Raw genomic sequence first — 14,641 nt, 5'->3', positions numbered from 1 at the left:
GTTCTATTAAATAAAACAACCAGCCGCAGATCCCTTTGTGCGGCTGGTCGAATAAGTATTTTACTAATTCTACGAAGAATCTTTACATCATTAGTTCCATCCTTCGTTCTGAATGAGTTTCCCATTCGATAAGGTTACCTGGGTTCCCGGAATCTGGCTTAGCCCGTAAGTAGCCATAACCCGCTCGCGCTTTATGATGATGTTGGACGATCCATAAAGGCTGGGGGCATTTCTTGCCTGAACACCGGGCGCCTGGATCTGAATGGCGTCTGCTGCGTACTCAAGTCCCCTGCGCAACAAATCCCAGTAACGTAGCCCTTCACCTACAAATTCATAATGTCTTTCGTCCATAATGTTTTCATAAGTAGCTGCCTTAAACGGAGCGTTACCTCCATAAGCCCTGTTCCTGACCTGGTTAAAATTATTTTGCGCATCAATACCCAATTCTGCGGCCATCAATAATACATCTGCATACCGGATAATGAAGAAGTCTTGGGAGCTGTGCATGGAGCTTAAATCGCCGGTATTCATACCAAATAGGGTTACACCTTCTGCATTTGTCTGATTCAGATATTTCTTAAAAAATACATGCTGATACTCTCTTACATCCAGACCGGCCACGTCATCGTCATAAGGATGAGCGGCATTAAATGTGTTGGACTCAGCCAGTACATTTAATAAAGAAGCCCCCTTTCTGACATCCGCCGGATCCCAATTCTTCCATAGTGAGCCGTTAGCTATAGCTATGCTCCAGCCATTTCCATAAGGAGCCATGGTATAACTCCTGGCGCCAATATTTGAGGTCCATACAGATTTGGTTCCATTGGTATACCCATATTTTATGGCGAACAGGATCTCATTGTTTATTTCGCCTATATAGTTCAAACCAGCCGCCGAAGCACCTGCGGGCCAGAGTGCTCTGAAATCTGATATCAATTGGCAACCGGAATTTGCAATAATGTCTTCCAGATATGCTTTTACTTCATTTTCTGTCAATACATTTGACATATGGTTTAAAAACTCCGCTTTGTTGACCCTTGGCAACTCTATTTGCGTTCTTCCATAGTAGCCGGTATAAAATAAATACACCCGTGCCAGCAGTGCTTCTGCCGCATATTTAGTAATTCTTCCATTTAAAGTAGTAGCATAAGAAGGGGGCAGATTCCCGGCGGCATACTTTAAATCATTAACGATCAGTTCATAAATTTCCTGTGGTGAAGCCTGGGTCTGAGCGCCCGGATCTTCTGTAGTTTCGGTGAGCAGTGGCAAATGTCCCCACAACTGTTCTGAGCAAAAGTAAATATACGCACGGATAAAACGGGCCTCGGCTATTGCACCAGCCTTCTTAAAAGAATGATCCGTAGCAAATGCACCATTATCATCCCATTCAAAATCGTCCACCTTTTTTAAAAAATTGTTGCAACGGGCAATGGTGGTAAAGGCGCCTTTCCATACTACAGAATAGATGTCAACAGCCCCCGGGGATATACTGATATCAAACCGGTCTACGACCTGTACCGTCATCCCATCTGAAACACCGCCACCACCGGAAGCATCATCCGATTTCATTTCTGATCCGAGATTATAGGCATAATTACCTGCATCATTGGACCAGCCCCGCATTCCATTATAACAGCCTACCAGTGCTTCATACACTTTATCATAAGTGTCAAAAAAAGTAGCTTCTGTCTGTTGGGTAGCGGGATAACTGTCCAAAAAAGATTTTTTACAGCTCGTCATTATTGCTATTGTAAAAAATATAAAAAGTATAACACGTAAAAATTTCATGATCAGGTGATTTTTAAAATTTTAGAATTTCACATTAAGACCTAACAAAAACGTCCGGGCATGTGGATACAGGCCCGTATCCCGGCCTACCTCACTATTATCAACGCCATTGCTCCCCGTTCCGATCTCCGGATCCATACCATTATATGAAGTGAAATTGTACAGGTTTTGCGCCGTTACATATAATCGAAGCTGACTCAGATTCCTTTTCTTAATAACAGATCTGGCAAAGTCATAACCAAGGGTAACGGTATTGATCTTAAGATAACTTCCACTATACAGAAACGCATCAGAAAAATTAACCCAGTTCGACATTTGAGCATCTATTTTTGGATACCTGTTGGAGGTGCCCTCCCCGTGCCAGCGCCCGTCATAAATATCCTGTGTTATATTCCAGAAATTCCGGTTGGGATCTATATAGTTTTGTAAGATCTGGTTACCTGCAACACCATTGGCTACAACAGAAAAGTCAAACGCTTTATATCCCAGGTTTACAGTCAGTCCAAAAATAGCATCCGGGCGGCCATTTCCAATGATATCCTTATCCAGTGCATTAATAACTCCATCGCCATTTCTGTCCACATATATCAGGTCACCTGGTTTTGCATTCGGCTGTATGATAATGCCGTCTTTATTTTTATAGTTGCTTACCTCGTCTGCTGACTGAAATACGCCGCTGGTCTGATAACCCCAGAAGTATCCTAAGGGGTAGCCATCCTGCGATCTTGTAGCCTCAACAGACCCGTCATATAAAGTATGAGCGCCTCCATGCAGGATACCATCATCTGTGGGAATATCACTCACGCGGTTCTTATTAAAGGCCACGTTTCCGGAAACAGCATACGTGAAGTCTTTTCCTGCATTAGCTGCATAGGAAAGCAGCAGCTCTATTCCCTTATTCACTACATTCCCGCCATTAATGTAGGTTTGACTTACACCATATACATCGGGAAGGTTTTGGGAAACAAGCCAGTCTTTCGTTGTTTTGTTATACACATCGAACGTCAAGGATAAGCGATTTCTTAAAAAGCGTGCATCTAAACCAACACTGGATGACTGGGATTTTTCCCAGCCCAAACCGGGATTACCCCTGTTGGTTAATGCAGATCCAACTGCCTGGTTCCCATCCGGACCAAATGCATACGGATAACTGTAATTCACCAATGCCAGGTAATAATAAGCAGGAATGTTCATGTTTCCATTCTGTCCCCAGCTGGCTCTCACTTTAAGATAATCGACCCAGTTTACCCCCTGCAGAAAACCTTCGTTGGATATATTCCATCCTGCAGAAAAAGAGGGGAATACACCTCTCCTGTGATCTCTGTCAAACCGGGAAGATCCATCGGAACGGACAATGGCCGTCGCCATTATTTTTCCTTTGTAATCATAATTGACTCTTCCAAAATAAGAAAACAACTTGTCTTCTGAAGGGTAGCTTCTCATTCCCATACTACCCGATGTACTGGTACCGGATGCATTGTCTAACCACGCATAATCAAACCCTTCGTATAATAAATTTTTATTGCTCGCACCAAGGTACTCATAATTATATTTACGTGCCGAAGTACCCAGCAATACATTAAAATGGTGCCCCTTCTCCACTTTTGGCGTATAGGTTAATGTGTTTTCCAGCAACTGACTTAAACTTTCATCCGATGACTGGTTCACCGCAGAAACCGAGGTCGATGCATTGGTATTCGCGCTCAGGTCAGGATAACCCGGATTGTAATTACGCCCCCTGCCCGCTAAATATTCAATACCCAGAGAAGACCTGAATTTCAAATCGGGTCTCAGGTTGATGTCAAAGTATACATCGCCGATCAGTTTATTTGAATTATTAACACTGTTACCACCGTGCATCATCAGTGCATAAGGATTCGTGATCTCGGTTGACCACAGCCCGTACACGTTATCGCCACCATCTGCCGCTGTATTGTTGTAATAATATTCTGATGGATGATCCTTATCCATATTCGGCAGGATCGATGGCGTCCGGATGGCGTTCCGGATAGTATAGTTACCGCCTGTGGATTTTGAATTTACATAGGTTAAATGCTGCCCTGCAACCAGGATGTCCTTGTACAGCTTATGCTCCGTATTCACAGTAAAAGTGGTTCTTCGGAAATTAGACAGATCCGGCCCCCCAACGATGCCTCCCTGCTCAAACATCGACAGGGAAATTGAGTACACTGATGTTTTAGTACCCCCCTGGACATTAACACTATAATTTTTTACAGGAACATTTTTCGCCAATAGCAACCCGATCCAATCTGTTCCTCCACTGGCATCACTCAGCAATTGTTGTCTTAAAGATGGATCCGTATATAAAGAGGTCCAGCCACTGTTTACATACATCTCATCCATCATGTTCATATAATCGGTGGCATTAAGCACTTTAAGTTTTCTTGATGGATTCTGAATGCCGTAAAAGCCATCAAAAGAAACCTGGGAGAAGCCTGCTTTACCAGTTTTGGTAGTAACGATAATAATACCATTAGCAGCCCGAGCCCCATAGATCGCTGTTGATGCAGCATCTTTCAATATATCAATGGATGCAATATCAGAAGCGTTCAGGTAACTGATATCAGAAACCTGCACGCCATCCACTAAAAACAGCGGTGTGGTAGACCCCACTGTTCCGGCTCCTCGAATGTTAATATTGAAACCCGCACCTGGGTTACCACCTGTTGAGGTAATACTGACACCGGGAGACTGCCCCTGTATGGCAGCTAACGGAGATAAGGTGGCCCTGCTTTTAATATCATCTCCTTTAATTTCTACAGTAGCGCCCGTAACCAGTTTTTTCTTTTGCCGGCCATATCCGACAACGACCGTTTCTTCCAATTCTTTTAACTCGTCCTGTAAGACAATATTCATTTCTGTTTCTTCTGCAGCTATTTCCATGGTTTGATAGCCTACGTAGGAAACAACCAAAGTAGCTCCCAACGGCACATCATTTAGTACAAACCTTCCTTCCTTATTTGTTACCGTCCCCTTATGTGCTGCGCCTTCCTTTACCTGGATGCTCACCCCAACCATTGGATCGCCGGAAGCATCCGTAACCCTTCCCGCAACCCGGGTATCTGAAGTATCCTTTACAGTATTAGTGACAGCCGCATGCGCCACACCTGCTGAAAAACAGCATAACAACCCAATAAAAAACAGCTTTACGGCAAAGCTGGGTACGCCTTTTTTTCGGTCAAATTTTAAACCTAGACTCATAAGTATAAATATTTTGCGCCACAATACTACTATGAATCCATTGTGTTATGCTCCGTTATATTATCCTTTGCTTAGAGTATATTAACAGCTTCCTGAATACCGGGGCGGTGATAGAAATTCAGGCTAGGAAAAAAATTTTCTTTCGCTACTTTTCCTGTGCAGCAAAGGATATTCTGAGCGGCATTGAAAAAGGGAAACCGTTTGTACCCGTTGTGCAGGTAGATAACGATCATACAGAACGAACTTCAAAAGTGGCGCAGGCCATGGGAGCATAATCACTCCTGTTCCGTGAAACAAATTTTGCTGCCGGGCGCCTTGCGAAATCATGCGCCCGGCACCAGGAAGATTGCGGTAGCGTGGTGCATAAGACGATCCTGAATAACGGATCTTTTATAGTACGCAAAGGGCTTCCATTTGTCTGAAAAACGGCAAATAGGTCACGAATATTGTTGAGAATATCCCGATAAAGAGCTGTTTTTGGTTGCGTATGAATAGAGGAATTGTTAGCGCAAGAGTTCTGCATATCATCCACAAAAAGCCGGCAGCCATTTATCGGCGTCGATATAATATCTTACCAAACACAGTGTTGAAGGCACATTCGCGGCAACCACCCGGCAAGTCCTGTTTAATCATTCATACGGAATCCGCTCAATAAATTGCGCAAGATGATATAGCGGAACAGGGGCTCTATTCTTTTTCCTGATCTCTGCTGAATGGCACGTTCCTATCAGCTATAAAACAAAAATGGCTGTTTCGGGAAATTGAAACAGCCCTATACAGGCAAATAGCAGCACCTAGAGTCTTTTTAACAAGGTTTCTTTAGGCATGTTTATTTGGGCCCCTATCGGTTTTCCGTTTCTGTATGTAATTACTTTCAAATGAGTGGCACCTATGGGAAATACAATAGGCTCCCCCGTAAATTTTTGAGCATACGGATCAGGATTTGTCTCATCAAATGTATAATAGATATCCAATCCTTCAATTTCAGTAGCGAGTTCGATTGAAAAATCATAGTCATTTAAGCGGTGCGTATGAAATATAACATTGTACATACTTGTTGAGTATTTAATACCTGCAGCATTCAATCGTAAAAAATGGTGCTCCACCTTATTGATGAAATGCTTCCAGTCTTTATTTCCAGGCTTACTCCAATAGACTTCTGATAATGCCATACCTCTTGGCCACATCAGGTACTGTAAATGCCGATATGTGGGAATATGCTCTGACCATAGGCAGCCTTGCCCGCCCAGCACAAATTCAGGATCTACGCCCACTGGCACGGGGTCATAGGTATAGCTGTCCCGCATGCGGCACATCGCTTCTCCGGCAGGCGGTTCTACAATGGTTTCTCCCTGGTAAAAATTGAGGTATGTACGGCTGGCGGGCGTCATAATGACCTCGTGTTTCATTTTAGCCGCTTCGATGCCGCCATCCATACCCCGGTAACTCATAACGATCGCATTGGGAGCAATTCCTCCCTGGAGTATTTCGTCCCAGCCAATAAGTCGCTTGCCTTTTGATGCTAACAACGTACTGACCCGCTTTATAAAATAACTCTGCAAACCATCTTCATCTTTCAATCCTTCTTCTTTTATGCGTCTTTGACATTTCGGGCATTTCCGCCAGAATCCTTTGTAAGCTTCGTCTCCGCCAACATGTATATATTCTGAAGGAAATAACTGGGCAACTTCGCTGAAAATGGTATTCAACACACTAAATACCGTGTCGTTGCCAATGCACAAAGCATTATCATCTCTTGTATAGAACTTACGCCCCTCGTTAACGCCATAAGGCAATTGTGTACAGCTGAGATCAGGGTACGATGCTATTAAGGATAACCCGTGACCCGGTACGTCAATTTCAGGAATAATGGTTACAAATTTCTTTTTTGCATAAGCAATGATCTCTTTCACGTCATCCTGCGTGTAATATCCCCCGTATGTTGGCTCTTCCCCCTGGAGACGTGGAATAAAAGTACCCCAATGGCCGGTTCGCTTTACGCGCCAGGCGCCCACAGAAGTAAGCTTAGGAAGCCCTTTTATCTCAATACGCCAGCCTTCATCATCATTCAGATGCCAGTGCAGTATGTTAAACTTATAACGGGCCATTTCATCAATATAACGCTTCACTTCCTCTTTTGTAAAAAAATGTCGGCTAACATCCAACATCATTCCGCGGTATTTGAAACGCGGAGAATCGGTTATTTCAACACAAGGAATGACCCACGGTATATTTTGTTGAAGCGAGGGGGATTCTATGTCTGGAGGAAGCAGCTGCAACAACGTCTGCAGTGCATAAAAGACCCCGGAAGAAGCACTCGCAGATATATTGATCTTTGCCGGCAATACTTCCAGCTTATACCCTTCTTCGCCCAGGGCATTTGATGGACCCGTTATTTGAATGCCAATGGATTTACTACCCTTAGCCTGTTTCAACACAATCCCTGTTGCTGCAGCCACCTTATCACGAAACCACTTTATAGTACTTTGCAGATCCTCATCTTTGGAAGTAGTATAAATAGATACGGAAGGCTCCAGGACAAAGGAACCACTTGTAACGCTGATGCTGGAAGGTTGCGGTATAATAGAAATACCATTTGGGTTGCCAGCTTTAATACCATTACTCAGAAACAAACTGCTGAACGCGCATAACATCCAACAAAATCTACTTATAACAACTTTATTCATTAGAGCACATTTTAAGGTCTGAAAAATATTGATTCCGCTGGCTTATGCAACGGTATTAAAAACTTCATACAAGCTATAGCAATCTGAAATTGTCTTATTGAAACCGGCCTACTCATATCCGTGTTGCAGACGATTTGCTTTTATTTCCTGTCATCTTCCTTAAATCGGAATGCAGGTTTATGGGTTATATCAGACGAAACGACCGTAGGACATAAATATTGCTCTATATAATTCACTACTAAGCCTACTCCGGTAAAATGCGAAACATAGGGCCACTGCCTTGAATCATACATAGCATCCGTCAGATCCCGGACCAGGGCTACATTTATCCCCTGCTCTTTAAGGCTGCGAATAGCAAAAGAACGACCGATAACACACATATTCGTATGTACGCCCAACATCAAAACATTCCGGATCCCCTTATTTTTATAAACAGCAGCCAGCTCGGAACCCGAATCACTGATAATGTCCTCATCTTTTATTTCTATAAGGTCGTTCTCTTTTGTCCATACATCTTCAGGCTTGCAATAAGGTGTATCATTACAGCCTTGTGTTACAGAATCAATGGGCCATTGGAAACCCGCTTCCGGTCCTGTTTTATACCTCCATACATCAAAATTCGTATTGGCGGCATGCCACTTTGTGGCATTTTTTCGCGCAGGATGGTTTTCATAATATTTCATACAGCCACTCGGTGCATGCACAATCAAAACGCCCTTACTGCGGGCTGCGGTAATAAAATCATTAATGGCGGGGGCCATTTCCACTACTCTTCGGGTCGCTCCTGCACACCAATGCTTATCCCACATATCACAGATAACAATGGCGGTTTCGGTTGCCTTCCAGTGTTGCGGGGTGGTTACTGTTTTTATAGCACTGTCATTTGCCGCTGCCGGCAATCTCTTTTGCAGATTTAACACCAATTCATGAGGGGGTTGACGGCCACAACTCGTAAATAGTAAAGCAGACAACACTACAGCAACAACTGCCTCTTTTAGTGAAAACACTTCCTTCATTGCACAAACACATTATTTTTAATTACCTATCAGCTCTTATGTCGTTGGCACAGGTAAAAATATTCACCAATAGCCTGATAACAGTATCAAATATTATCCTGTTTTATGCTCTGTTGATAATTTCTTGCTATTGCAAATTCTTTTATTGAAGGTATCGATGATCACCCTTCATTGCGATGCCTTTTTTATTCCGGATTCATCGGATACGTCTTTTTTGCTACAATTGGCTACAAAGTACCGCATATGAATGGCATAAGCACACCGCGTACGTCATGTTTCAACTGCACTACTTTTTGATCGTTAATTTTACCGGGCGCTTCCAGGTAACTTCTGGGAGCTGCACTAGTCCTACGCATGCCACGAAAACGAATTGAATTTGTGTTTCATACTTGTTAGACTTTAAAGTGAAAAAAATATCGTTAGATGAATTTTACGAGGATCTGAATTCTAAAATAATAATGGTTGCGGTTGCTGCAGCAGCATGTAATTGGCGGTCGGTTACTTCCATTTTCTTTTTCTCATTTCTATGTCTGACATTAACGTTAACGGTTACCAGCTGTTCGAATTTTAATGTGGCTGGAAAAGCAGGGATAATAAATCTCTAATAAGTTCCCCTGAGAGATTGTCTAAAACCAAAAACCTGTTTGAGAAAAGTTTGTATATCTTGTTGGCTAAAGGCATTAACCGTCTGCAGCACTTCTTATAGACCTTTATACAGAGAGAATATAATCATTGAACGATGACTATTCAGAAGCGCTACAGGCTGTTAAGAGACAAGGTTCTTTTTTAATTCGTCAAAGCAATCCTTCCGTCACACCATGAACTTCCACTTCATCACATCGCGCAATGTTATAACAAGAGAGATGCATAAACCCTTAAGTGAATATCTAACTAATGAAAAAGTAAGCTAACATCCTCTTCCACATTATCTTATGTTTTTTGTTGCAAAAAACGAGGGCGTTTAATTGGCATAAAATCTAACTCCCAAAGCCGAATTATAACTTATTGGCATTCCATTAGTTAGGGGTGTAAAAAGACGAGATACATTTGGTATTGTATTTCGTTAAGTACCGGACCGGAGAAGATGCGAACTTAGTTATTGAGGATTTTTTGAAGTTTTGTGAATTGCCAGACTGTCAAAATGCCAACAAATGAGAGCTGGGACCTGTTTAGAACTCATTTCATAAATATGTTTTTATGCAGATTAACTTACCATTCTTAAAAATGTTCATGAGTTATTTACCTTGCACTTGTTTTTCATAAGTCAAATGTTTAGCCAAAATGCCAGAAGGGGTCTTCGCATTTTTATTAAATATTGCTGTATTCGCAAACACAATAAAATTATCCTTTGCCCTGGAAACCGCAACATTCAGCATGTTAGGTTTATTATCCCTGTCAAAGAACATGGAGCCCGAGTCTCCTTTTCCATAGACCATTGAAAATAGGATGATAGATCTTTCTGCCCCCTGTAAAGCGTGGACTGTACCTACCTTCAAAACATTGGTATCAAAGCCCGCCTGTTTTAAAGCGTTTTTCAACAATCTTTTCTGACCTACAAATGGTGTAATAATTCCCACAGCATCTTCCAGCTTCCCATATTTATTCTGAATTTGTTTTTTATATGTTACCAACCATTCTATTATTCTTTTAACTTCATTTTCATTCTGTCTACTTGTTCCTGTAACTATAGAGCTCCCCTCTACATGTATACAATACATGGGTGGAAATAATAGATCCTTAGGTGCTTTTCCTTTTAGTGGAACTAACAGCCCGTTGTAGGCTAATACATTACAGTACGTAATAATTTCATCAAAGCATCGCCTGTGTTCTGTAAGAATTACTCCTTTTTCGTCTAAATGTTCTTCTTTGAAATTACAAGCATTTTGTGCCATCTTCATAATACTGCCGGTTGAAGCCAAAAACCCTTTTGGGTCAAACTCTTCTTCATAAATAAGGTCATCATAATTTTTGATCAAACCAACTTTTCTAAGATTTCCAATATCTACTTTGTTGGGAATATTCCAAACCGGCTCTATTTGTTTTATATCCCCAACAACAACAGCTTGTTTGGCAATAGAAAAAGTCGCTACCCCTACCTCCGGCGAAACCTGGCCCGCTTCGTCGACTATTAGCAGGTCAATAAAATTTAAAAGAGGAGGGTTGTCGTAAATATTCTTTCCGCCGTCCCCTTTCTGTAAAAACTTAAAATAGCTGAAGAATTTCGGTGCCATATAAAAAGTACTGACAAAACAAGGCGTTAATTTGGCCTGTCTTCGCCAACGATTCATTACGGCATTCATTCCTTTTTTGTCAAAGTTCGGATCGGATAAATCAGAGTCCAGTTGTATCAAATAGGCCCCTTCCCAATAGTGTAACGCCAATTGAAAAGCCTTATGTCTTAAACTGATATCCAACTCGTCGTAAAAACAATTGGCAGATTGCCGGTTCTTTGGTTTAGCCAATTCAAATTCCCAATATTCCTCTTCTGACCTGGGAGGATTACCTTTAATCGTATTTTTCGATTTCCAGGATTTCCATTCTTCAACAGTTTTTATTATTGTTTTAGCCAATAAAATTTTTGTATCGATATATCCAAGTATATCAGCTTTGGTAAACCTAAAATCTTCCGTCAGCTCAATCAGTGATCCTCTCAGGATTATTTTTACTTCCGAGATCCTATTCCGTTCTGCTGATTTAATTCCTAAAAAGCATCCCAACTTTCTGAAAAAGGGTTCCGTCCTGAAATAAACGATGATTCGCTGTTCAAGCTTTTCCAAATCAGTGATGTCAGCCCTGAACTGATCTTCATGCAGGATCGTTTCCTTGAAGTAGTGGGTACCGGCCCGGTCAGCAAATAAATAGCTTCTCGTAAATAATTGCTCCGCTTCAAGATAATTCATCCATATTTCTGTTGAATTTTCAAGAACAGCCTTAATTGCACGAATCTCCTTTTGTAACTTTATAACAGCTTCATCTACACTTATCAGCTCTTCCCCAAAATAGGCTCCACTCTTCTGCATATAATAGTCCTTTGCTTCAACCAAATATTCGCGATTTTCAATTTTACTGAATATTCCCTCCCCACTTAGCTTTTTATAGTGAATACCTTTTAGCTCTGCTTCTGTTTTCCCATTTGCGGGAAGATAGGTAGCATAGCCTTCTATAGCTGGTAGCCAGCGCCCTTGAAGTGTACCTTCTTTCGTGTTGGACCTTGAAAAGCTGTCAATAATATTGGTTACTGCCTGGTTATTAGTAGAGCAGGCAAGTATAACAGGTGCGTTCTCTCCTGCAATAGCACTTTCCACCATTTTATTTGCTATAATGCTTTGCAGCAATGTTGTTTTCCCGGTGCCGGGAGGTCCGTTCACTGCAAAAACCTGATCGTTAGCATTCAAAAAGGTGTACAAACTTTTTCTTTGAGAAATCGAAATGGGGAAATCAAAACCCATTTGCCCGAGATGCAATATATTGAGGGCTATTAATTCTGATACATTTTTCGGTGTCGTACTTTTATCGTTTTTGAGCGTAATAAAACGCTGGAGCAGCGCCGGTATCTTTTTTTCATTCAGGATTTTTTCGTACAGCTGAATGATACCGACAGCAGCATTAATCTCTTCCTCAGGTAGCAGCACTACTGCATGGTTCAATGTTTCATACACTCCTGTACTGTATTGTTCAACGTCCTGATCAACGGCGGAACGAAAGACCTCTTTAACATAGATGATATACTCTTTATAAGATTTATACTCTTCTTTTCCCAATGCGGCGGCTTTGTCAACAGCCTCAACTGAACTAAAAATAAAATCAGTTTTTTCATCCGCCAAAGGGTCAAGATATTTACGTTGAAAAGCAGGAAAATGTTCCTCAGGAACTTTCAATTCCCCATTTCTGTTTACGATTGCATAGTACCAGAATGGAAATATGGTCTTTTTACCATTCGGGCTCATTAAGTGTTCTGCGACAGACCTTAATTTAAAAGGGGCAATGATCACCTGTATCTCTCTTATAAACTCCCATTTTTCGCTCGTATTATCTGTAATACCATTCTTATAATTGATACGGGCTTCTTCAATGTCGATGAGTTCATTAACAGGTCCCAATTCAGAAAGTCGATTCGTCAGGATCTCAAAGTCTTCTATTTCAAAATGAGGAAGCTTATCAGGTTCAATATCGGCTCTTAACGAATCCGCGAGACTCTTCTTCCAATAGGTTAACCATCTTTTATAATTCATATTGAAGGTTTATTTGCCTGGCGATAATATTAGCATTGTTTATAAATTGAATGGCAGATCACTTCAGGCTTTTTAAAAATATCTCCTGGAGAATACCCACTTTCTAACTCACGCTACTTTTAAAGTTAAAAAAATGATTTGAATATTGAACCGATTGACTATTGATATGGAATTTGTAACAAAGTCTTTGAAACTTAGAGTCAGATAATTCTGTTTACCTAATCGTCATAGCTAAACTCTACGGGCATACGAACAACAGAGTGGGCTATTGCCATATTATTGAACTTAATTATTGAAGATTTTTTGAAGTTTTGTGAATTGCCAGACCGTCAACCTGGCATATAACTTTTCTATAAGGATCAATTAAAAAGGAGCTTAAAGAAGCCTTGATCAGAGTTTTGTAGCTTTTATCCGCTACAATAATAACGTTAAATAAATGCTGCAGACATCCTTTCCTGTTCGGCATTTGATATTTTATAAGTGGAGGCTATTTTTTTCCAATCTTTAACGACACCTGAAGTTTCGTGGATTACGCTATCCGCTTTTTTATCTGATAGACGAAAATAACCAGCTACTTCTCTTGCCAAGTTCAAATCAAGTGAGTTATCTGTATCAGTGATATTTATACTTAACCCTTTGCCGTATTCATTAGGGTTAATATCATAGGCTGGTGATAACAACCAGCCTTTATTAGTAAGCAGAAAGCCATGATTTCGCAAGTGGTCGTCTGTATTTTTTATGCATATACTGAATACGATTCTACGCCAGAGTTCTTCTAAATCTTTTTCTACTGAGGCACCATGTTTTGATATAAATTCCATCAGTTCGAGATAACTTGCGCCTGCAGCATCATCTCCATCAATATACCCCAATAATGTCATTGCTGATGCAAAGTGAATGCGTTTATTATCTGCCGTTCTATCGAAACGCTTTGTGAGGTAGGTATGATATTTATTGTTGAATTTTTGAAGTTTTCCTTCTGCTATGTTTAAGCCGGCATTTATTGCCAGCTGGTTTGCTGTCATTTCCCATGCTGCTACATCTTTTTCATCATTCTTGCTGGGGAATTTTGCAATCCACAAATTATTGACTGCATCTACGACGCTCGCTTTTGGCCTTGCACCGCCTAATGACGAACCAGGAGCTATCAACATACTTAACCACTTTACATATTCGGGGTCGTCTGTGTTGTCTTCTTCAAGCTTCAAACTTGCATGCTCCAATTCTCTTAATGATGTCCATGGTGGTGCAGCCATTTCTTTATTATCATTTAAAAATGGACCATTCTGTTCTGCTTTAAAACGTAATGCACCCATGCGATGTCCATCAAATACTCCTAATAAAAAATCCGATTCCAATAATTTTTTTACTGTCCGGCCTTCCTGCTTTGCTATTGCGGCTTCCCTGCGCTGCATTAATACACGGCCCCATCTATCGGGGCATGAATCTAAAAAGACACCAAAATTGGGTTTATCCCCCCGTGGATAATATGCGCCTGAATATAATTGCAAATCGGGGTCAATCGTTTGAGAAAAGCCTGACTTTAGCCATACATCTGCATATTCAAAGGAAAAAGATTCTTTGCCTTTGGCTGGTGAAACAGATAATGTACCCATGATTGCCGGATCCTGTAAATCCTGCCAGTGTGCATATACCTGTATATCTTTTTTTATGTTGGTTGCCATGTGTATTTCGT

At 41.2% G+C, this 14,641-nt stretch carries 7 protein-coding genes; 1 reads left to right on the top strand and 6 read right to left on the bottom strand.

The genetic code is table 11. The features are described 5' to 3' along the window. Nucleotides 1–90: 90 nt before the first annotated feature. Complete coding sequence (locus B160_RS0106530) at nucleotides 91–1,716, bottom strand: RagB/SusD family nutrient uptake outer membrane protein (RefSeq protein ID WP_169540005.1); 1,626 nt, start codon at nucleotides 1,714–1,716, stop codon at nucleotides 91–93. A gap of 93 nt (nucleotides 1,717–1,809) precedes the next feature. After that, complete coding sequence (locus B160_RS0106525) at nucleotides 1,810–5,010, bottom strand: SusC/RagA family TonB-linked outer membrane protein (RefSeq protein WP_018627089.1); 3,201 nt, start codon at nucleotides 5,008–5,010, stop codon at nucleotides 1,810–1,812. A 47-nt stretch (nucleotides 5,011–5,057) separates the two neighbouring features. Here B160_RS0106525 and B160_RS0106520 point away from each other — a divergent pair, with 47 nt between their 5' ends. After that, nucleotides 5,058–5,285: a hypothetical protein gene (locus tag B160_RS0106520; RefSeq protein WP_018627088.1), complete on the top strand. Its 228-nt coding sequence runs from the start codon at nucleotides 5,058–5,060 to the stop codon at nucleotides 5,283–5,285. Nucleotides 5,286–5,804: 519 nt separating this feature from the next. Here the strand turns inward: B160_RS0106520 and B160_RS0106515 are convergent. The 4 genes from B160_RS0106515 to B160_RS0106500 form a co-directional block, all read right to left on the bottom strand. Next, a complete protein-coding gene (locus tag B160_RS0106515; protein WP_071597007.1) occupies nucleotides 5,805–7,697 on the bottom strand; it encodes a beta-N-acetylhexosaminidase in 1,893 nt (630 codons plus the stop codon). Nucleotides 7,698–7,837: 140 nt separating this feature from the next. Continuing rightward, complete coding sequence (locus tag B160_RS0106510) at nucleotides 7,838–8,713, bottom strand: cysteine hydrolase family protein (protein WP_071597006.1); 876 nt, start codon at nucleotides 8,711–8,713, stop codon at nucleotides 7,838–7,840. A 1,235-nt stretch (nucleotides 8,714–9,948) separates the two neighbouring features. Further along, nucleotides 9,949–12,945: an AAA domain-containing protein gene (locus tag B160_RS0106505; protein WP_018627085.1), complete on the bottom strand. Its 2,997-nt coding sequence runs from the start codon at nucleotides 12,943–12,945 to the stop codon at nucleotides 9,949–9,951. Between the two features lie 428 nt (nucleotides 12,946–13,373). Then, nucleotides 13,374–14,630, bottom strand: a complete 1,257-nt coding sequence (locus B160_RS0106500; RefSeq protein WP_245562156.1) for a type II toxin-antitoxin system HipA family toxin — start codon at nucleotides 14,628–14,630, stop codon at nucleotides 13,374–13,376. Between the last annotated feature and the right edge of the window lie 11 nt (nucleotides 14,631–14,641).

This window comes from Niabella aurantiaca DSM 17617 (genome assembly GCF_000374125.1).
GTDB classification, from domain to species: Bacteria; Bacteroidota; Bacteroidia; order Chitinophagales; family Chitinophagaceae; genus Niabella; species Niabella aurantiaca.
Note: the sequence above shows the minus strand (reverse complement) of the source record. Positions and strands in the feature narration are given on the sequence as shown.

Bases quoted from the DNA above. Each gene is read 5' to 3' on its own strand.
- B160_RS0106505 (WP_018627085.1), bottom strand. From the start codon at position 12,945: ATGAATTATAAAAGATGGTTAACCTATTGGAAGAAGAGTCTCGCGGAT.
- B160_RS0106515 (WP_071597007.1), bottom strand. From the start codon at position 7,697: ATGAATAAAGTTGTTATAAGTAGATTTTGTTGGATGTTATGCGCGTTC.
- B160_RS0106510 (WP_071597006.1), bottom strand. From the start codon at position 8,713: ATGAAGGAAGTGTTTTCACTAAAAGAGGCAGTTGTTGCTGTAGTGTTG.
- B160_RS0106500 (WP_245562156.1), bottom strand. From the start codon at position 14,630: ATGGCAACCAACATAAAAAAAGATATACAGGTATATGCACACTGGCAG.
- B160_RS0106525 (WP_018627089.1), bottom strand. From the start codon at position 5,010: ATGAGTCTAGGTTTAAAATTTGACCGAAAAAAAGGCGTACCCAGCTTT.
- B160_RS0106520 (WP_018627088.1), top strand. From the start codon at position 5,058: ATGCTCCGTTATATTATCCTTTGCTTAGAGTATATTAACAGCTTCCTG.